This window comes from Pseudomonas veronii, from assembly GCF_001439695.1.
GTDB lineage: Bacteria > Pseudomonadota > Gammaproteobacteria > Pseudomonadales > Pseudomonadaceae > Aquipseudomonas > Aquipseudomonas veronii.
Genome location: NZ_JYLL01000018.1, coordinates 51,536 through 70,553, shown reverse-complemented (window position 1 = coordinate 70,553; position 19,018 = coordinate 51,536). Strand labels below are relative to the sequence as shown.

General features: G+C 60.7%; 18 protein-coding genes. 12 read left to right on the top strand and 6 right to left on the bottom strand.

Annotated elements, in window-relative coordinates:
- Window positions 1–99: 99 nt before the first annotated feature.
- On the bottom strand, window positions 100–600 hold the full coding sequence (gene tpx, locus TU80_RS20470) for a thiol peroxidase (RefSeq protein ID WP_017848435.1): 501 nt from the start codon (window positions 598–600) through the stop codon (window positions 100–102).
- A 170-nt stretch (window positions 601–770) separates the two neighbouring features.
- On the opposite strand from tpx, the gene TU80_RS20465 reads away from it, so the two are divergent.
- Window positions 771–2,060 (top strand): glycosyltransferase, encoded by a 1,290-nt coding sequence (locus TU80_RS20465; protein ID WP_057005252.1) that lies wholly within the window; start codon window positions 771–773, stop codon window positions 2,058–2,060.
- Between the two features lie 76 nt (window positions 2,061–2,136).
- Here the strand turns inward: TU80_RS20465 and TU80_RS20460 are convergent, their stop codons facing one another.
- Window positions 2,137–2,649, bottom strand: a complete 513-nt coding sequence (locus tag TU80_RS20460) for a GNAT family N-acetyltransferase (protein WP_026140209.1) — start codon at window positions 2,647–2,649, stop codon at window positions 2,137–2,139.
- Between the two features lie 245 nt (window positions 2,650–2,894).
- Here TU80_RS20460 and TU80_RS20455 point away from each other — a divergent pair, with 245 nt between their 5' ends.
- The 8 genes from TU80_RS20455 (at window position 2,895) to TU80_RS20420 (ending at window position 12,386) form a co-directional block, all read left to right on the top strand.
- Window positions 2,895–3,800, top strand: a complete 906-nt coding sequence (locus TU80_RS20455) for an AraC family transcriptional regulator (protein ID WP_017848432.1) — start codon at window positions 2,895–2,897, stop codon at window positions 3,798–3,800.
- A gap of 178 nt (window positions 3,801–3,978) precedes the next feature.
- On the top strand, window positions 3,979–5,301 hold the full coding sequence (locus TU80_RS20450; protein ID WP_046383192.1) for an ABC transporter substrate-binding protein: 1,323 nt from the start codon (window positions 3,979–3,981) through the stop codon (window positions 5,299–5,301).
- Window positions 5,302–5,435: 134 nt separating this feature from the next.
- Entirely contained in the window at window positions 5,436–6,326 is an 891-nt protein-coding gene (locus TU80_RS20445; protein WP_046385260.1) for a carbohydrate ABC transporter permease, read from the top strand.
- Window positions 6,327–6,336: 10 nt separating this feature from the next.
- Complete coding sequence (locus TU80_RS20440) at window positions 6,337–7,167, top strand: carbohydrate ABC transporter permease (RefSeq protein WP_012723930.1); 831 nt, start codon at window positions 6,337–6,339, stop codon at window positions 7,165–7,167.
- Window positions 7,168–7,213: 46 nt separating this feature from the next.
- Window positions 7,214–8,317 (top strand): ABC transporter ATP-binding protein, encoded by a 1,104-nt coding sequence (locus TU80_RS20435; protein ID WP_057005251.1) that lies wholly within the window; start codon window positions 7,214–7,216, stop codon window positions 8,315–8,317.
- 16 nt (window positions 8,318–8,333) lie between these two features.
- Window positions 8,334–9,815 carry a mannitol dehydrogenase family protein gene (locus tag TU80_RS20430; protein WP_057005250.1) on the top strand — a complete coding sequence of 494 codons (1,482 nt, stop codon included), beginning with the start codon at window positions 8,334–8,336 and terminating at the stop codon, window positions 9,813–9,815.
- A gap of 138 nt (window positions 9,816–9,953) precedes the next feature.
- Entirely contained in the window at window positions 9,954–11,435 is a 1,482-nt protein-coding gene (xylB, locus tag TU80_RS20425) for a xylulokinase (RefSeq protein ID WP_046383189.1), read from the top strand.
- A gap of 12 nt (window positions 11,436–11,447) precedes the next feature.
- Window positions 11,448–12,386, top strand: a complete 939-nt coding sequence (locus TU80_RS20420) for a carbohydrate kinase family protein (RefSeq protein ID WP_046383188.1) — start codon at window positions 11,448–11,450, stop codon at window positions 12,384–12,386.
- A gap of 105 nt (window positions 12,387–12,491) precedes the next feature.
- Here the strand turns inward: TU80_RS20420 and TU80_RS20415 are convergent, their stop codons facing one another.
- A complete protein-coding gene (locus tag TU80_RS20415; protein ID WP_017848424.1) occupies window positions 12,492–12,761 on the bottom strand; it encodes a DUF1652 domain-containing protein in 270 nt (89 codons plus the stop codon).
- Between the two features lie 245 nt (window positions 12,762–13,006).
- Entirely contained in the window at window positions 13,007–14,029 is a 1,023-nt protein-coding gene (gene ilvA / locus TU80_RS20410) for a threonine ammonia-lyase, biosynthetic (RefSeq protein ID WP_079443655.1), read from the bottom strand.
- A gap of 272 nt (window positions 14,030–14,301) precedes the next feature.
- Between ilvA and TU80_RS20405 the strand changes: the two genes are divergently transcribed.
- Together TU80_RS20405 and map are read left to right on the top strand one after the other, a co-directional pair.
- Complete coding sequence (locus tag TU80_RS20405) at window positions 14,302–14,502, top strand: ParD-like family protein (protein ID WP_003190946.1); 201 nt, start codon at window positions 14,302–14,304, stop codon at window positions 14,500–14,502.
- Window positions 14,502–15,257: a type I methionyl aminopeptidase gene (map, locus tag TU80_RS20400; RefSeq protein WP_057005249.1), complete on the top strand. Its 756-nt coding sequence runs from the start codon at window positions 14,502–14,504 to the stop codon at window positions 15,255–15,257. Before TU80_RS20405 ends, map begins: the two co-directional genes overlap by 1 nt.
- Before the next feature lie 24 nt (window positions 15,258–15,281).
- On the opposite strand, the gene TU80_RS20395 is transcribed toward map, so the two are convergent.
- Both TU80_RS20395 and TU80_RS20390 read right to left on the bottom strand, forming a co-directional pair.
- Window positions 15,282–16,220, bottom strand: a complete 939-nt coding sequence (locus TU80_RS20395; protein WP_057005248.1) for a magnesium transporter CorA family protein — start codon at window positions 16,218–16,220, stop codon at window positions 15,282–15,284.
- Between the two features lie 6 nt (window positions 16,221–16,226).
- Window positions 16,227–17,813, bottom strand: a complete 1,587-nt coding sequence (locus TU80_RS20390) for a RimK family ATP-grasp domain-containing protein (protein ID WP_057005247.1) — start codon at window positions 17,811–17,813, stop codon at window positions 16,227–16,229.
- A 94-nt stretch (window positions 17,814–17,907) separates the two neighbouring features.
- Here TU80_RS20390 and TU80_RS20385 point away from each other — a divergent pair, with 94 nt between their 5' ends.
- Window positions 17,908–19,008, top strand: a complete 1,101-nt coding sequence (locus tag TU80_RS20385; RefSeq protein WP_057005246.1) for a peptidase C39 family protein — start codon at window positions 17,908–17,910, stop codon at window positions 19,006–19,008.
- Window positions 19,009–19,018: the final 10 nt, after the last annotated feature.

The window sequence follows — 19,018 nt, the reverse complement described above, 5'->3', positions numbered from 1 at the left end:
AAACATCTGACCAGCAAATAAAAACGGCCTGGACTAGGCCAGGCCGCAATTATGTACCGCGCAGTGTTACTGCATAACGACAGTAATGCGCAGAAACAGTTACTTCAAAACAGCCAGGGCTGCTTCGTAGTTTGGCTCTTGGCCGATTTCAGGGACCAGTTCGCTGTGCAGCACATTGTCGTTTTCATCCAGCACAACGACGGCACGGGCGGTCAGAGCCCGGAGCGGGCCGTCAGCAATCGAAACGCCGTAGTCAACGGCGAAATCGGCGTTGCGGAAGTCCGACAGACTCTGCACGTTGTCCAGGCCTTCGGTGCCGCAAAAACGCTTCTGGGCAAACGGCAGGTCGGAGGAGATGCACAGCACCACGGTGTTGGCTACTTTGTCGGCCTGGGCGTTGAACGTGCGTACCGACGTGGCACAGGTCGGGGTGTCGACGCTTGGGAAGATGTTCAACACTTTGCGCTTGCCGGCGAAGGTGGCCAGGGTCACGTCCGACAGATCGCCGGCGGTCAGGGTGAAGTCTGGCGCTTTGGAGCCGGTTTGCGGCAGTTCGCCTTCAACTTGGACGGGGTTACCACGAAGGGTGACTTGAGCCATGAACGGAATCCTTATGCTGGGTTTGGTTAAACGAATTCGAGAGGCGGAAGTTAACCACAAAGTGCCGTGGCGACCTACCGCCAGACACAAATTGTCATGTCTGGCCGGGCACGCGGGCGGTTGTGGTTTAATTGCGCGGTTTTCGTCCCCGCTCAAGGAATCTGTTGTTGATGAATCAGCCCGCCACCAAAGTCCTGGTCATTGGTTATGTCTGGCCGGAACCGCGCTCCTCGGCTGCCGGCGGGCATATGATGCAGATTCTCGAAACTTTTCTTACACAAGGTTGGGATATTACCTTCAGCAGCCCAGCGACCATCGGCGAGCACAAAGCCGACCTGCCGGCACTCGGTATCACCGAGTGCGCCATCGAACTCAATAACAGCAGTTTCGACGACTTTATCCGCGAACTGGCCCCGGACATCGTGCTGTTCGACCGCTTCATGATGGAAGAACAGTTCGGCTGGCGCGTCGAGAAGCACTGCCCCGCAGCGTTGCGGGTGCTGGAAACCTCCGACCTGCAAAGCCTGCGCGACGCACGCCAGCAGCGGCTCAAGGACGACCTCAAGGCGCAACCGGGCAACGATGACTTCAGCGCCTTGTTCGCACCGGGCCTGGAAGACGAGTTCCAGCGCATGGCCGACACTGACCTGGCCAAGCGCGAGATCGCGGCCATCTATCGCTGCGACATCAGCCTGATGATCTCCGACGTGGAAATCCGCCTGCTCACCGAACACTTCAAGGTGCCCGCCGCCCTGCTCCACTGGTGCCCATTGATGCTCGAGCCGCCAACCGAAGCATTCGCCCCCTTTGACGAGCGCGCGCACTTCCTCAGCATCGGCAACTTCCGTCACGCGCCGAACTGGGATGCCGTGCTCTGGATGAAGAACAGTCTGTGGCCGTTGATCCGCCAGCAACTGCCAGGCGCCCAGTTGCATATCTATGGTGCCTACACCCCGCCCAAGGCGACGGCCCTACACAACGCGGCCCAGGGGTTTCATGTGATGAACTGGGCCGAGGATGCCCTGCAAGTGATGACAGCGGCGCGCATCTGCCTGGCGCCGTTGCGCTTCGGTGCGGGGATCAAGGGCAAGCTGGTGGATGCCATGCTCTGCGGCACGCCGAATATCACCACACCGGTCGGCGCCGAAGCCATGGGCGACGAGCAACCGTGGCCGGGGGCAATCGCCCACAGCGCCATGGCGTTGGCCGATGCCGCCGTGAGCCTTTACCAAGACCGCGAACGCTGGACCCAGGCCCAGGAGCACGGGCGCCAACTCCTGGCCCGCCGGTATGACCAAAACATCCACGGCCCCGCGTTGGTGGAATGCCTGGAGCAGTGCCGCAACGACCTCGCCGCCCACCGCCGAAATAATTTCACCGGTAGCATGCTGCGCCACCATGCCCACAAAAGTACGCAATACATGTCGCAGTGGATCGAGGCAAAAAACCGTAACCTTTAGCGCATCGGGAAGCGTGAATATCGTAACTTCGACGTGCCGCCGCTGCGCGGCACGTCACTCGGGGCAGCCCTAAACCTTAACGTCCCCAAACATACCTCACCTCATCCAGCGACACGCCACCACGGACCAGCGTGCGACGGCTGCCAGGCTCTTCTCTTCCGCCGAGCCCCTGATAAAAGCGAACAGCTCTTTCGTTTGCAGATAAAACCCATAAGGTAATATTTTTATAACCTTGATCAAACAAACGGTTTAAACCTGACTCCCACAATTTGGCACCGATTCCTTTACCCCAATACGCTGCCAAAATATAGATAGCCATGACCTCTCCCGACTCCGCTGCGGGCTTGTCTTCATCACGGCAACGGCCCACTGAAATCCAACCGACAACGTTTCCATCCACCTCTGAAACTAAAACGTCAGAGTCTTTGCTTTCGATTGCCTGAGCCCAATAAGCCTCCCTTTTTGGCAATGTCGCAGTCAGCGAGGCCAAAAAATCAGCCGGCATCAGATTCGCATAAGCGTGTTGCCAGCTACTGACATGAACATCAGCAATGCTCTTCGCGTCCTTGGGCAGTGCATCACGAATCATAACCAACTCCTTGTTCGTGTTCTGTTTCAGATAAAACGCTTCTTTGCTCCTAGCGACCATGCCCTCTCGATTAGCACGACGCCTGCTCGTAAACGCTTTTGTTAATAGCACAGGCCAGTGAAATATATTAAGTCGCCGATAACCCAAAACGGCCTTCAGGGATGCTCCAACCAACTTGCCGCTGGCAGCGACAGCACACAAGGGGGCATTATTGCGAAGCACAACCACAATAAAGCGACGGCAGCATGACCCGAGCAACGCGAATCACCGACCCTTCCTACGAGCTGATGGACGATCACAACGGTCTGTCCATCATCTATCGCCAGCACGGTTTCCCTTGCCCGTTGGTGCGCTGGCATTTCCATAAGGAATACGAGCTGCACCTGATCGTCGCCAGTTCCGGCAAGGTGTTCATCGGCGACTACATCGGCAACTTCTACCCGGAAAGCCTGTTCCTTACCGGCCCCAACCTGCCTCACAACTGGATCAGCCAGGTCGAGGAAGACGAAGTGGTGCCCAAGCGCGACATGCTGGTGAATTTCACCGATGAGCTGCTTGAGAACGGCAGTCACATTTTTACTGAGCTCAAGACCCTCGCGCCGCTACTGGAGCGGGCGCAGTCCGGCATCGAGTTTCGCTGCAAGAAGACCATCGCCCAGGCCATGACGCTCATGCAACGCATCGAGGACGCCCAGGGCATGGCGCGCCTGGGGCACTTCTTTATCCTGCTGGACGTGTTGAGCGCGTGTGAGGACTACCAACTGCTGTCCGGCGTGACCACGCCGCAACTGGCCGACGAACACAGCATCGACCGCACCAACCGGGCGGTGGACTACATCTTTGCGCATTACGCACGGGAGTTGTCACTGGAGGAAGTGGCCGATTACCTGGGGATGAAACCGACGTATTTCTCGCGGGTGTTCAAGCAGGCCACCGGGCGCACGTTTATCGAATTCGTCAATCGCCTGCGCATCAGCAAGTCCTGCGAACTGCTGGCCGATGGCGACAAAGCCGTCACCGATGTGTGCTTCGAGTCGGGGTTCAACAACATTTCCAACTTCAATCGCCGCTTCCAGCAACTTAAAGGCATGACGCCTTCCCACTACCGGCGCCTGGCGGTGCAGCGGCTCACCGAACAGAACCTGGCTTAATCGTTTCGGCTTTTGGTGAGCGAGTACAAAAAAGTATCAGTCCCAGTGCGCCCAAGGATTTGTCACACCCCCCATTTGAGGGCTGTAATCAACGCACACTCTTCCTGGCTCCGCGTGGGAAGACACAACAACAATAACTGTCCTTCTGCAGCCCCTGGGCGCAGAAAAGGAGTGCGCGATGAAGTTCACAGCAAAAACACTGCTTGCCTGTTCTTGCATGACGGCATGCATGACCCTCAGCGCCGTCAGCCTTGGCGCGCAAACCCTGACCATTGCCACCGTCAACAACAGCGACATGATCCGCATGCAAAAGCTCTCGAAGACCTTCGAGGCCGAGCACCCGGACATCAAGTTGAATTGGGTGGTGCTCGAAGAAAACGTCCTGCGCCAACGCCTGACCACCGACATCGCCACCCAGGGCGGGCAGTTCGACGTGTTGACCATCGGCATGTACGAAGCCGCACTCTGGGGCGCCAAGGGCTGGCTGGAACCGATGAAGGACCTGCCGGCGTCCTACGACCTCGACGATGTGTTCCCTTCCGTGCGTGACGGTTTGTCCGTCAAGGGTTCGCTGTACGCCCTACCGTTCTATGCCGAAAGTTCGATCACCTATTACCGCACCGACCTGTTCAAGGACGCCGGGCTGAGCATGCCCGAGCACCCGACCTGGACGCAGATCGGTGAATACGCGGCAAAGCTCACCGACAAAACCAAAGAGCAATACGGCCTGTGCCTGCGCGGCAAAGCCGGTTGGGGTGAAAACATGGCGCTGATCACCACCCTGGCCAACGGCTATGGCGCGCGCTGGTTCGACGAAAAATGGCAGCCTGAATTCAATGGCCCCGAATGGAAGGACGCGCTGAACTTCTACGTCGACAACATGAAGAAATCCGGCCCGCCGGGCGCTTCGAGCAACGGTTTCAACGAAAACCTCGCGCTGTTCAACAGCGGCAAGTGCGCGATCTGGGTCGACGCCAGCGTGGCCGGCTCGTTCGTCACCGACAAGACCCAAAGCAAGGTGGCGGACCACGTCGGCTTCACCTTCGCCCCCCACGAGAAGACCGACAAAGGCACCTCGTGGCTGTACTCCTGGAGCCTGGCGATCCCGACCAGCTCCAAAGCCAAGGACGCCGCCAAGCTGTTCACCAGTTGGGCGACTTCCAAGGAATACGGCGCCCTGGTTGCCAAGACCGACGGCATCGCCAACGTCCCACCAGGGACGCGCAAGTCGACCTACAGCGACGCGTACATGCAGGCCGCGCCGTTCGCCAAGGTCACCCTGGAATCGCTGAAAGTCGCCGACCCGACCCAACCGACGCTCAAGCCGGTGCCGTATATCGGTATCCAACTGGTGACCATTCCTGAGTTCCAGGCGATCGGTACCCAGGTCGGCAAGTTCTTCTCGGGTGCGCTGACCGGTCAGCAAACCGTGGATCAAGCCTTGAGCGCCGCGCAGACCACCACCGAGCGTGAAATGAAGCGGGCCGGTTATCCCAAGTAACCCCCGATTCTGTAGGAGCGAGCTTGCTCGCGAAAAAGGTACATCCGACGCCGACATGCGCCTGAAATACCTTCGCGAGCAAGCTCGCTCCTACAGGAGTTTTGCGCACCTGCCTCTAATCGGTCTTGATCACCATGAATACAACACGCAAAAGCCGCCTGGCCAACCCCGGCTGGTTTCTCGTCAGCCCCTCGGTAGCCTTGCTGCTACTGTGGATGATCGTGCCGCTGGGCATGACCCTGTACTTTTCGCTGATCCGCTACAACCTGCTCTACCCCGGCGAAAACCAGTTCGTGGGGCTGGAGAACTTCACCTACTTCATCACCGATTCGGGCTTCCTGCCCGGCGCCACCAATACCCTGTTGCTGGTGGGCAGCGTGCTGCTGATCAGCGTGGTGTTCGGCGTATTGATCAGCGCCCTGCTGGAGGCCAGTGAGTTCTTCGGCCGCGGCCTGGTGCGGGTGTTGTTGATCTCGCCGTTCTTCATCATGCCCACCGTCGGTGCGCTGATCTGGAAGAACCTGATTTTCCACCCGGTGTCGGGGATTCTCGCCGCCGTGTGGAAGCTGTTCGGCGCGCAGCCGGTGGATTGGCTGGCGCATTACCCACTGCTGTCGATCATCATCATCGTCTCGTGGCAATGGCTGCCCTTCGCGATCCTGCTGCTGATGACCGCCATGCAGTCCCTCGACCAGGAACAAAAGGAAGCCGCACGCCTGGACGGTGCCGGCGCCATCGCGATCTTCTGGCACCTGACCCTGCCGCACCTGGCGCGCCCGATTGCCGTGGTGGTGATGATCGAAACGATCTTCCTGCTCTCGGTATTCGCCGAAATCTTCACCACCACCAACGGCGGCCCCGGCTACGCCTCGACCAACCTCGCCTACCTGATCTACAACCAGGCGCTGGTGCAGTTCGATGTGGGCATGGCCTCGGCCGGCGGCTTGATTGCCGTGGTCATCGCCAACATCGCGGCGATCATCCTGGTGCGGATGATCGGCAAAAACCTGACTGACAAGCCTTGAGGGCCGCGCCATGACGCTTCAACAATCCCGCCGCCTGCAAAGCCTGCTGCTCGGCACCCTGGCCTGGGCCATCGCGATCCTGATCTTCTTCCCGATCTTCTGGATGGTGCTGACCAGCTTCAAGACCGAGATCGACGCGTTCGCCACGCCGCCGCAGTTCATCTTCACGCCGACGCTGGAGAACTACCTGCACATCAACGAACGCAGCAATTACTTCAGCTACGCGTGGAACTCGGTGCTGATTTCGTTCAGCGCCACCGCCTTGTGCCTGCTGATCTCGGTGCCGGCGGCCTACTCCATGGCGTTCTACGAGACCCAACGCACCAAGGGCACCCTGCTGTGGATGCTGTCGACCAAGATGCTGCCACCGGTGGGCGTATTGATGCCGATCTACCTGCTGGCCAAGAGCTTTGGCCTGCTGGATACGCGTATCGCGCTGATCATCATCTACACCCTGATCAACCTGCCGATCGTGGTGTGGATGGTTTACACCTACTTCAAGGACATCCCCAAAGACATCCTCGAAGCCGCCCGCCTGGACGGCGCCACCCTGTGGCAGGAAATGGTCCGCGTGCTGCTGCCGATTGCCAAGGGCGGGCTGGCGTCCACGGTGCTGCTGTCGCTGATCCTGTGCTGGAACGAGGCGTTCTGGTCGCTGAACCTGACCTCGTCGACTGCCGCGCCGCTGACCGCGCTGATCGCCTCCTACTCCAGCCCCGAAGGCTTGTTCTGGGCCAAATTGTCGGCCGTGTCGACCCTGGCCTGCGCGCCGATCCTGATTTTTGGCTGGATCAGCCAGAAACAGCTGGTGCGCGGGCTGTCCTTCGGCGCCGTGAAATAACGGCTTCTCTCTAACAAAAACGAATTCAGAAGCGGAGGCCCATCCCATGGCCAACCTGAAAATCAAGAATCTGCAAAAAGGCTTCGAAGGCTTTTCCATCATCAAGGGCATCGACCTGGAAGTGAACGACAAGGAGTTCGTGGTCTTCGTCGGCCCGTCGGGTTGCGGTAAATCCACGCTGCTGCGGCTGATCGCCGGCCTGGAAGAAGTCAGCGAAGGCACCATCGAGCTCGATGGCCGCGACATCACCGAAGTCACCCCGGCCAAGCGCGACCTGGCGATGGTGTTCCAGACCTACGCGCTGTACCCGCACATGAGCGTGCGCAAGAACATGTCGTTTGCCCTCGACCTGGCCGGCGTCGACAAAAAGCTGGTGGAGAGCAAAGTCAGCGAAGCGGCGCGCATCCTCGAACTGGGCCCACTGCTGGAGCGCAAGCCCAAGCAGCTGTCCGGCGGCCAACGCCAGCGCGTGGCGATCGGCCGGGCGATTGTGCGCAACCCGAAGATCTTCCTGTTCGACGAACCGCTGTCCAACCTCGACGCTGCGCTGCGCGTGCAGATGCGCCTGGAACTGGCGCGCCTGCATAAAGAGCTGCAAGCAACCATGATCTACGTGACCCACGACCAGGTCGAAGCCATGACCCTGGCCGACAAAGTGGTGGTGCTCAACAGCGGCCGCATCGAGCAGGTCGGCTCGCCACTGGAGCTGTATCACCAGCCGGCCAACCTGTTTGTCGCGGGCTTTCTCGGCACGCCGAAAATGGGCTTCCTCAAGGGCAAGGTCACGCGGGTCGAGGGCCAGGGCTGCGACGTGCAACTGGACGCCGGCAGCCTGATCAGCCTGCCGCTGAGCGGCGCCACCTTGAGCGTGGGTAGCGCGGTGACCCTGGGCATTCGCCCGGAACACCTGGAGATCGCCGCACCGGGCCAGGCCGGCCTGACCGTCACCGCCGACGTCGGCGAGCGCCTGGGCAGCGACACCTTCTGCCACGTCATCACCGCCAACGGCGAGCCGCTGACCATGCGGATTCGCGGCGACATGGCCAGCCAGTATGGCGAGACGCTGCACCTGCACCTGGACCCGGCGCACTGCCATCTGTTCGACACCGACGGCGTGGCCGTCACCCGCCCACTGCACGCCGCCGCCTGATTTCGCGAGAGTTATGATGAAACTGAATAAACACAACCTCACCCAATTGGCGCTGGAAGTGAAAATCCCGACCTACGCCATTGCCGATACCCGCCAGGGTATCGCCCATATCGGCGTCGGCGGTTTCCACCGCGCGCACCAGGCGTATTACACCGATGCGCTGATGAATACCGGCGAGGGCCTGGACTGGAGCATTTGCGGCATCGGCCTGCGCAGCGAGGACCGCAAGGCCCGCGACGACCTGGCCGGCCAGGACTACCTGTTCACCCTGTATGAACTGGGCGACAGCGACGACACCGAAGTGCGCGTGATCGGCTCGATCAGCGACATGCTGCTGGCCGAGGACGGCGCCCAGGGGCTGATCGACAAACTGGCCAGCCCGCACATCCGCATCGTCTCGCTGACCATCACCGAAGGCGGCTACTGCATCGACGACAGCAATGGCGAGTTCATGGCCCACCTGCCGCAGATCCAGCACGACCTGGCACACCCGCAGGCGCCGAAAACCGTGTTCGGCTTTATCTGCGCCGCACTGACCCAACGTCGCGCCGCCGGCACCCCGGCATTTACCGTGATGTCCTGCGATAACCTGCCGCACAACGGCGCCGTCACGCGCAAGGCCCTGCTGGCCTTCGCCGCCCTGCACGACGCCGAACTGCATGACTGGATCCAGGCCAACGTGACGTTCCCCAACGCCATGGTCGACCGCATCACGCCGATGACCAGTACCGCGCATCGCCTGCAATTGCACGATGAGCACGGCATCGACGATGCCTGGCCGGTGGTGTGCGAGCCGTTTGTGCAATGGGTGCTGGAAGACCGCTTCGTCAACGGCCGCCCGGCCTGGGAAAAGGTCGGCGTGCAGTTCACCGATGACGTCACGCCCTATGAAGAAATGAAGATCGGCCTGCTCAACGGCAGCCACCTGGCCCTGACTTACCTGGGGTTTCTCAAGGGGTATCGGTTCGTTCACGAGACCATGAATGACCCGTTGTTCGTCGCGTACATGCGCGCCTACATGGACCTGGACGTCACGCCGAACCTGGCGCCGGTGCCGGGCATCGACCTCACGCAGTACAAGCAGACCCTGGTCGATCGCTTCTCCAACCAGGCGATTGCCGACCAGTTGGAGCGCGTGTGTTCCGATGGCTCGTCGAAGTTTCCCAAGTTCACCGTGCCAACGATCAATCGCCTGATTGCCGATGGGCGTGAGACCGAGCGCGCAGCGTTGGTGGTGGCCGCGTGGGCGTTGTACCTCAAGGGTGTCGACGAGACTGGCGTGGTCTACAAAATCCCCGACCCGCGCGCCGAGTTTTGCCAGGGACTGGTGAGTGACGATGCGCGAATCAGTCAGCGCCTGCTCGGCGTGGAGGAGATTTTCGGCACAGCTATTCCCAAGTCGGCTGAGTTTGTGGCAGCGTTCGAGCGGTGCTATGCGAGCCTGCGCGACAACGGCGTCACAAAAACACTGCAGCAACTCCTGAAGAAACCGGTTTAAACCTGTGGGAGGGGGCTTGCCCCCGATAGCGGTGGGTCAGTAAAGAACATTTACACTGAAACACCGCCATCAGGGACAAGCCCCCCTTCCACATTTGAAGCGCATTTACAATCCAACAACAATGCTGAGCAAACCCTCATGACCCAGCAAAACCTGTTCCTCGGCATCGACTGCGGCACCCAAGGCACCAAAGCCATCGTCCTCGACGCCTCCAGCGGCAAGGTGCTGGGCCTGGGCGCCGCGGCACACACACTGATCAGCGGCGCCAACGGCCGGCGCGAGCAGCACACCCAGGAGTGGCTGGACGCCTTTACCGAAGCCACCCACCGCGCCCTGCAACAGGCCGGCGTGGACGGCCAGGATATCCTCGGCATCGGCGTGTCCGGCCAGCAACACGGCCTGGTGTTGCTCGATGACAGCGGCCAGGTGCTGCGCCCGGCCAAGCTGTGGTGCGACACCGAAACCGCCGCCGAAAACGAGCGCCTGTTGCAATACCTGGGGGGCGAAAGCGCTTCGCTGGAGCGTCTCGGCGTCGCGATCGCGCCGGGCTACACCGTGTCCAAACTGCTGTGGACCCGCGAGCAGCACCCCGAGGTGTTCGCGCGCATCGCGCATATCCTGCTGCCCCACGACTACCTCAACTACTGGCTCACCGGCCGCGCCGTCGCGGAATACGGCGATGCCTCGGGCACCGGCTACTTCAACGTGCGCAGCCGTACCTGGGACGTGGCGCTGCTCCAGCACATCGACCCCAGCGGCCGCCTGCAGGCAGCCTTGCCGACGCTGATCGAAGCCGACCAAGCCGTCGGCACGATCCTGCCGGCCATCGCCGAACGCCTGGGCATCAACCCCGACGCCATCGTGTCCAGCGGCGGCGGCGACAACATGATGGGCGCCATCGGCACCGGCAACATCGCCCCCGGCGTGATCACCATGAGCCTGGGTTCATCGGGCACCGTGTATGCCTTCGCCGACCAGCCCAACGTCAGCCCCCAGGCGTCGGTCGCGACCTTCTGTTCCTCCAGCGGCGGCTGGTTGCCGTTGATCTGCACGATGAACCTGACCAACGCGACCGGGGTGATTCGCGAACTGTTCGACCTCGACCTCGACGCCTTCAACGCCCTGGTCGAGCAGGCGCCGATCGGTGCCGACGGCGTGAGCATGCTGCCGTTCCTCAATGGCGAACGCGTGCCCGCCCTGCCCCACGCCACCGGCAGCCTGCATGGCTTGACCATGACCAACCTGACCCGCGCCAACCTGTGTCGCGCGGTGGTCGAGGGCACCACCTTCGGCTTGCGTTACGGCCTTGATCTGTTGCGCCAGACCGGCCTGCACAGCCAGAGCATCCGCCTGATCGGCGGCGGCTCGAAAAGCCCGGTGTGGCGGCAGATGGTTGCCGATATCATGCACACCGAAGTGATCTGCACCGAACAAAGCGAAGCGGCGGCCCTGGGCGCGGCGATCCAGGCGGCGTGGAGCCAGTCCGGCGAGTCCCTGGCCAGCCTGTGCGAAAAATGCGTGAGCGTCGACCCGGCCAGCCGGACCCTGCCGGTGGCCGACAATGTCAGCGCCTATCAACACGCCTACGAGCGCTATCAACAGCACGTGGCAACCCTTTAAGAGCGAACGACTATGTATCTGGTGTGCGGTGAAGCGCTGTTTGATTTTTTCAGCGAGGACGATCCCAGCGGGCAAGCCTCCAAACTCAATTACAAGGCGATTGCCGGTGGTTCGCCGTTCAACGTCGCCGTCGGTTTACGCCGGCTCGGCATCGAGGCCGCGCTGTTCGGCGGCGTGTCCACCGACTTCCTCGGGCAGCGCTTGTTGCAGGTGCTCAGGGACGAAGGCGTCAACCCGCAGTTCCTGGTGGAATTCGCCGCGCCGACCACCCTGGCGATGGTCGCCGTGGGCGCCGATGGCTCCCCGCAATACAGCTTTCGCGGCGAAGGCTGCGCCGACCGCCAATTGACGCGCGCACACCTGCCAACCCTAGGCGATGAGGTTCGCGGGCTGCATGTAGGTTCGTTCTCCCTGGTGGTGCAACCGATTGGCGACACCCTGCTGGCCCTGGTCCAGCGCGAAAGCGGCAAGCGCTTGATCAGCCTCGACCCCAACGTGCGGCTCAACCCGCAACCGGATATCCAGCTGTGGCGCGAGCGCGTGGCCGAACTGGTCAAGTACGCCGACCTGATCAAGGTCAGCGATGAAGACCTGCACCTGCTCTACCCCGACCAATCGCCGGAAAGCGTGCTTGAGGGCTGGTTGCAACACCGCTGCCAGTTGGTCTTCCTCACTCGCGGCGGTAACGGCGCCAGCGTGTTCAGCCGCCAGCACGGACACTGGTCGCAACCGGCGGTGAAGGTGGTGATGGCCGATACCGTGGGTGCCGGGGACACCTTCCAGGCGGCGTTGATTGCCTGGCTGACCGAGCAGCAACTGGATTCGGTAGAGGGCCTGCAGCAACTGACCCGCGCCCAGATCGACGCGATGCTGGGCTTTGCGATCCGTGCGGCCGCCATGACCTGCGGCAAAACGGGCCCGGACCTGCCCTATCGGCAACAGTTGGGGTGAACAAACGATCACAGGCTGCGGCATTCAGCATGGATTGACGGGTAGCAACAGCATCGGGCCTGGTATTTACCAGGCCCGCAGATCGGTGAAAGCAACGCTCGCTATCTAGTAGTGGCCGCGCCCTGCTGCTCTTTGCAGTGCAGGCCCCTGCGATTGCTTGAGGTCTTCGCGCAACCCGGTGATCAGGTTGCAAATGGCTCGACTGCTGTCGAGTTTGTCAGCATTGATGCCTTTGACTTCCAGATCCACCCGGTCACGGTCGCGATCGTCATAGACCTTGATCGTCAACGAGGCATCTTCAGCTTTGGTGCATTCGCACCGTTTAGGCAGGAAACTTCCTTCAATGATACTGCGAAGTTCTAATTCCGAAAGCATGGTCAACCTCTCCTTTCTTGAGACTGCCAATCGATTGTTATAAGTCTTGCAGGCACTCGCCCGCCACGTCCTGCCAACCCTGGAAGACGTTTACAATCAATAAGCCTACTCGGCAAAATCCGTTCTCGTTGTAACCTTTCCTCATAAGCAGTACCCAGTCTTGTATAACTTTGTTCAACTCAAATTCACTCGACGAACATCATCGCCGAACAGCTTCGATTAAACGTTTAACCCTGGGCTTTGCGTTAACCGGCACTGTGTGCTGCGGCTCTTTCAGCAACATGTCGCAAACTATCAAAGTTGATATTGGCCCCTGAGTTGACCGCCACCAGCGTCTGCCCGCGCACGCGGTGTTGCCCCACATAACGGCGAATGCCCGCCACAGCCAAGGCGCCGGACGGCTCGACGATGGAACGCGTATCGTCGTAGATCAGCTTGATGGCGCTGCACAGTTCATCGTTGCTGACCGTGATGACGTCATCCACCCAATCCCGGCAGATCTCAAAGCCATAGGCGCCGATCTGCGCCACTGCCGTGCCATCGGCAAACCCGTCCACACTGGGCAGCACCACGCGTTCACCGGCGCGCAAGGCTGCCAACAGGCAACTCGAGCCTTCGGCTTCGACGCCGACGATGCGTACCTCGGGCCGCAAGTATTTGACGTAGGCGGCGATCCCGCCGATCAGGCCGCCACCGCCCACCGGCACGAAGATCGCGTCCAGCGCGCCCTGCTGCTGGCGCAGGATTTCCATGCCCACCGTGCCTTGGCCGGCGATCACGTCCGGATCGTCGAACGGCGAGACAAACGTACAACCGCAGGCTTCGGCCAGTTGCAACGCATGGGCCAGGGCAAACGGAAAGCTCTCACCGTGCAGCACCGCTTGCGCCCCTCGCGAGCGCACACCCAGCACCTTCAACTCCGGCGTGCTGCACGGCATGACGATCGTGGCCTTGATCCCCAATTCCCGCGCCGCCAGCGCTACGCCTTGCGCATGGTTGCCGGCCGATGCGGTGATCACGCCGCAGGCCTTCTGCTCGGCGCTGAGTTGCATCAGCTTGTTGTAGGCGCCACGGATCTTGAAGGAAAAGGTCGGTTGCAGATCTTCGCGCTTGAGCAACACCTGGTTGTCGAGCAACAGCGACAGCGCCGGGGCGACCTGCAAGGGGGTTCGCACGGCCAAATCGTAGACCGGCGCGGCGAGGATCTTTTTGACGTAGTGCTCAAGCAGTCCCGAGACAGCGGTAGATGGGACGGGGCAAGTGCTCATGGGAGTCTCCTGGCTTGGGTAAGGGCACCTGGAGACGGAAAAACAAAACCCGCCTCTAGGGCGGGTTTGGGTGCAGCCGAGCGCTATCCCGCCAAATGAGGAATGGCGGTAATAATAATTGGCTGGCAACGCAGGGTTTGAAATGTCATGTCACGAAATTACCCGGCGGTGGCCGGTCAAGTCAATGGCAAGGGGCCATTTCACTGACGGGGCTTTACGATGGACATACGAAACGTATACGATCCGTATATTCATCTGACACAGTGAAGCACATGGGCATCGTCAAGATCACCGACCAACTGCACGAACAACTACGCCTGGCCAGTGCGGCCATGGACCGTTCCATCAACGCCCAGGCCGAGTTCTGGATCAAGATCGGCCTGCTCGCCGAACTCAACCCGCATTTGCCCTACAACGAGCTGATCAACAAGCTGTTGCTGGACAAGCCGGACCTGATCCGGGGGCGCAGCTGATGATCAAAACCGCCGCACAACTCGCCGTGATGCGCGAATCCGGGCGCCTGCTGGCCCAGGTGTTCAGCATGCTCGACGGTTTTGTCGCCGCCGGACGCTCCACCCTGGAGCTGGACAGCGCCGTCGAAGCCTTCATCCGCCACGAGCTCAAAGCCCGCCCGGCGAGCCTCGGGCAATACGACTACCCCTTCTCCATCAACACCTCGGTCAACGAAGTGGTGTGCCACGGCATGCCCAGCGCCACGCAAGTCCTCAAGGACGGCGACATCGTCAACATCGACATCACCCTGGAAAAAGGCGGCTTTATCGCCGACTCCAGCAAGATGTACATGATCGGTGCCGTCTCGCCGAAGGCACGCCGCCTGGTGGAGATGACCTTCGAGGCGATGTGGGCCGGTATCCGCCAGGTCAAGCCCGGCGCCCGCCTGGGCGACATCGGCCATGCGATCCAGCACCATGCGCAGGCCAATGGTTACAGCGTGGTACGTGAATACTGCGGCCACGGCATCGGCCGGCAGATGCATGAAGACCCCCAGATCCTGCACTTCGGCCGCCCCGGCACCGGGCTGGAGCTGCGCGAAGGCATGGTGTTTACCATCGAGCCAATGCTGAACCAGGGCAGCGCCAAGGTGCGCAGCCTGAAGGACGGCTGGACGGTGGTGACCAAGGACAACAGCCTGTCGGCCCAGTGGGAACACACCGTGGCGGTGACGGCGGACGGGTTCGAGGTGCTGACCCTGCAAGCCACGTCCTGAGCCGGCCCCCCCAGGGATGGGGGGTCACCTCCCATTCGCGCCGCCTGCAATCCGCTTGAGCCCCAGCACCATCAACCCCGCGCCCAAGCCCATCGCCAACAAAAACAGCGGGTACGACACCCACCACGGCGTACCCGCCGTCATCATGCTGAACTCCGACATGCCGCCAATGCTGGCGATCAGGTTGAGCGGCAGAAACACCACGTTGATCAACGTCAGCTTGCGCAACAGGTTGTTCATGCTGTTGTTCATCAGGTTGCCGCGCGCGTCGATCAGCCCGGAGAACACGTTTGAATAGATCTCGGCCTGTTTGTAGCACTGGTGGTTCTCGATGATCAGGTCGTCGATCAGGCCGAGAATCTCGGCGCTGAAATGCTCTTTCTCGCCGTGGTTGCGCAGCCGCGACAGCACGGCGCCATTGCTGTGCAGCGCGTTGATGTAATAGATCAGGCTTTCGCTGAGGTTGAACATCTGCATCAGATGATGGTTGCTCATGGACGCGTTGAACTGTTGCTGCAACTCCCGCGCGACCAGCTTGATCACTTTGAGGTGGCCGAGGTAGTGGTGAATGTTGTTGAGCAGCAGGTCGAGCAGCACATCCAGCGGTGTGTGCAATGGGCGGCGGGCGCCGAGCCCGGACAGCGGGGTTTCATCGGTGGCGATCACCAACAGCCGGCCGGGTGAAAACAGCAGGCCGCAGGACGACACTTCAAACACCAGGTTGCCACCGCCGGAGTAGTTCTCCGGGCGCTTCCAGATCAGAAACAGGTTGTCGGGGTGAAATTCGATGCGCGAGACTTCATCCGGGTCGAGCGCCGAGGCCAGGGCATGCTCGTCCAGTTTGTGGTGCTCAAGCAGCCAGTTGCGCTCGGCATGGTCAGGGTTGCTGAACAACATGATCGGGGCCTCGTCACTGTCCCCGCTGCGCAACTTTCCATCGATCAATTCAAAGCGCTGGATCATCGCGACTCACCAGACCTGGCCCTGACGCTTCAACTCCAGGCGTCGGACGAATTCCTCCAGCACCAGGCCATACAAGTCGTCCTGCAAGTAGGCATCTTCGATACCGGCATCCAGGTTGGGGTTGTCGTTGACCTCGATCACCACCACTTTGTCGCCCGATTGCTTGAGGTCCACGCCGTAGAGGCCGTCGCCGATCAGGTTGGCGGTCTTCACCGCCAGCTCCACCACGACCTTGGGCGCCTCGTGGACCGCCAGGGTGCGGCATTCGCCGTTGATGTCCGCGCCGATGGCCTTGTGGTTGTAGATCTGCCAATGGCCCTTGGACATGAAGTATTGGCAGGCAAAGATCGGCTTGCGGTTGAGTACGCCAATGCGCCAGTCGTACTCGGTGTAGAAAAACTCCTGGGCCAACAGCAGCACCGAATGCTCGAACAGTTCGGCGGTGGCCTTGAGCAACGCTTCCTGGCTTTCGACCTTGATCACCCCGCGGGAGAAACAGCCGTCGGGGATTTTCAGCACCAGGGGGAAGCCGAGGCGTTCGCCGACCCGTTCGAAGTCTTCCGGTCGTTCCTTGTAGAGAATCTCGGTGGCCGGCATGCCCAGTTGATGGCTGTTGAGCAGGTCGGTGAGGTAGACCTTGTTGGTACAGCGCAGGATCGACGCGGGGTCGTCCATCACCACCAGACCTTCGCTTTCGGCTTTCTTGGCGAAACGGTAGGTATGGTTGTCGACGCTGGTGGTCTCGCGGATCAACAAGGCGTCGTATTCGGCCAGGCGCGCGTAGTCCTTGCGCTCGATCAGCTCCACATCGATACCCAAACCCTTGCCGACCCTGATGAAATTTTCCAGGGCCCTGGCGTTGGACGGCGGCAATTGCTCCTGGGGATCATGCAGGATCGCCAGGTCATAGCGGGCCAATCGGCGTGAGCGCGGCTGACGCCAGATCTTGCGGCTGAAGTTGTCGAGGGCGTGGGCGAATTGGTCTTCCTGGTCATCGCGCAACTTGTGCAAGATGCCAGACTTGACCCCTTCGATATGCCAGCCGTTATTCTTTTTGAACTCAACTAACAAGATCGGACACGGGAACGCTTCAAACAGTTGGCGGGCCAACTCCTGCAACGGCTCTATATTCGTTCGGCCAAAATAAAGTGTCAGCGTAAAGCCTTCGGTATTGCTGTAAAGATGATGACTCAAGGCTTTATCGAGGGTTTTATCCAGGTCGTCCAGGGCCAGCCCGTACAGTGACTTCTTGGTCAGTTCACTGATGGTCCGCACCGATGGAATCACCTTGTGCCCGCGAGCCTCGGCCAACAGTGAGCAGTAGTAACCGTGCCCCAGGTACTTGTAGCCGCGACACAGGTTGATCACCTGCACACGCTTGCCGGTCTCGCTTTCGCGGGTTTGTTCGAGATATTCCTGGGCCGTGACGATGTCTTCGCTGGGGAAGTAGGAGGCCCAGTCTTCCTTGCGTTCGACAATGATCACCACTTGGCTCGTGCCTCTGGGCGGAGCAGAAAAATAACCTTTGGAAGTTATTGTCGCCGCGACTGTTTGCTCGGATACTTCACGCCAATGACTTTGTACCGCCGACATAATATTTGATCCGCTTTAGAGAACTCGACCTTTTCTATTAAGCACGATCTTTTAGAGAAGTCCCGTTTCATTACGCAACTTTTACGGCGGTCATATGGCTCTTTTCTTTCGCGTTGCAAGCCCCAGCGATGTGCCGACATTGGTGGCACTGGAACAGCACTGTTTCACCACCGATCGACTGTCGCCGCGCAGTTTTCACTGGATGATCAGCCGCGCCCATGGCGAGTTGCTGGTGGCTGAACAGGACGGCCAATTGCTCGGGTATGCGCTGGTGTTGTTCCATCGCGGCACGTCCCTGGCGCGGCTGTACTCGATTGCCATCGCCGAACACGCGCGCGGCCTCGGCCTGGGCAAGCAGTTGCTGAGTCGCATCGAGGCCTGCGCGGTGGAGCACGACTGTGCGTACCTGCGCCTCGAAGTGCGCAGCGACAACCCCGGCGCCCTCGCCCTGTATGAACGCAACGGCTACCGGCGCTTTGCGCTGATCAACGATTACTACGAAGACCACGCTCCCGCCCTGCGCCTGGAAAAACGCATCGTCCAGCACCAGGACGCGCGCGTGGAGCGTGTACCGTATTACCCGCAAACCACCGACTTCACCTGTGGCGCCGCCTGCCTGCTGATGGCCATGGGCGCGTTGGTGCCGGAGCGCGTCGCCACACGCCGCGAAGAACTGCAAATCTGGCGTGAAGCGACCACCGTGTTCATGACCGCCGGCCATGGCGGTTGCAGCCCTCAAGGCCTGGCGCTGGCCGCCTGGCGTCGGGGCTTTCGTGTGCGGATGCAGGTGAATGTACGCGGGCCGTTGTTTCTCGACGGCGTGCGCGATCAGCATAAAAAGGATGTCATGCGTTTAGTGCATGACGCCTTCGAGGAAGAGTTGGCCACCAGCACGGTCGAGCAAGTGCTCGGCGGCGCGCTGGATCTGCCCAGGGTACTGCGCGACGGCGGGCAGCCGTTGGTGCTGATCAGCAGCTATCGGCTGACCCGCTCCAAGTCGCCGCATTGGGTGATGGTCACCGACTGCGACGACGACTTCGTCTACTTGCACGACCCGGATGTGGACCACAGCCAGCACCGCCAGCCCCTGGACTGCCAGCACCTGCCGGTCAGCCACGCGGAGTTCGAGCGCATGTGCCGGTTCGGCAACAACAAATTGCGCGCGGCGGTGGTGCTGTTCAAGCCACCTGCTTGATCGAGGCGGT

Coding starts and splice junctions, on each gene's coding strand:
- TU80_RS20420 (WP_046383188.1), top strand. CDS start 11,448: ATGTATCTGGTGTGCGGTGAAGCGCTGTTTGATTTTTTCAGCGAGGAC.
- TU80_RS20450 (WP_046383192.1), top strand. CDS start 3,979: ATGAAGTTCACAGCAAAAACACTGCTTGCCTGTTCTTGCATGACGGCA.
- xylB (WP_046383189.1), top strand. CDS start 9,954: ATGACCCAGCAAAACCTGTTCCTCGGCATCGACTGCGGCACCCAAGGC.
- ilvA (WP_079443655.1), bottom strand. CDS start 14,029: ATGAGCACTTGCCCCGTCCCATCTACCGCTGTCTCGGGACTGCTTGAG.
- tpx (WP_017848435.1), bottom strand. CDS start 600: ATGGCTCAAGTCACCCTTCGTGGTAACCCCGTCCAAGTTGAAGGCGAA.
- TU80_RS20415 (WP_017848424.1), bottom strand. CDS start 12,761: ATGCTTTCGGAATTAGAACTTCGCAGTATCATTGAAGGAAGTTTCCTG.
- TU80_RS20430 (WP_057005250.1), top strand. CDS start 8,334: ATGAAACTGAATAAACACAACCTCACCCAATTGGCGCTGGAAGTGAAA.
- TU80_RS20435 (WP_057005251.1), top strand. CDS start 7,214: ATGGCCAACCTGAAAATCAAGAATCTGCAAAAAGGCTTCGAAGGCTTT.
- TU80_RS20390 (WP_057005247.1), bottom strand. CDS start 17,813: ATGTCGGCGGTACAAAGTCATTGGCGTGAAGTATCCGAGCAAACAGTC.
- TU80_RS20440 (WP_012723930.1), top strand. CDS start 6,337: ATGACGCTTCAACAATCCCGCCGCCTGCAAAGCCTGCTGCTCGGCACC.
- map (WP_057005249.1), top strand. CDS start 14,502: ATGATCAAAACCGCCGCACAACTCGCCGTGATGCGCGAATCCGGGCGC.
- TU80_RS20455 (WP_017848432.1), top strand. CDS start 2,895: ATGACCCGAGCAACGCGAATCACCGACCCTTCCTACGAGCTGATGGAC.
- TU80_RS20465 (WP_057005252.1), top strand. CDS start 771: ATGAATCAGCCCGCCACCAAAGTCCTGGTCATTGGTTATGTCTGGCCG.
- TU80_RS20385 (WP_057005246.1), top strand. CDS start 17,908: ATGGCTCTTTTCTTTCGCGTTGCAAGCCCCAGCGATGTGCCGACATTG.
- TU80_RS20405 (WP_003190946.1), top strand. CDS start 14,302: ATGGGCATCGTCAAGATCACCGACCAACTGCACGAACAACTACGCCTG.
- TU80_RS20445 (WP_046385260.1), top strand. CDS start 5,436: ATGAATACAACACGCAAAAGCCGCCTGGCCAACCCCGGCTGGTTTCTC.
- TU80_RS20395 (WP_057005248.1), bottom strand. CDS start 16,220: ATGATCCAGCGCTTTGAATTGATCGATGGAAAGTTGCGCAGCGGGGAC.
- TU80_RS20460 (WP_026140209.1), bottom strand. CDS start 2,649: ATGATTCGTGATGCACTGCCCAAGGACGCGAAGAGCATTGCTGATGTT.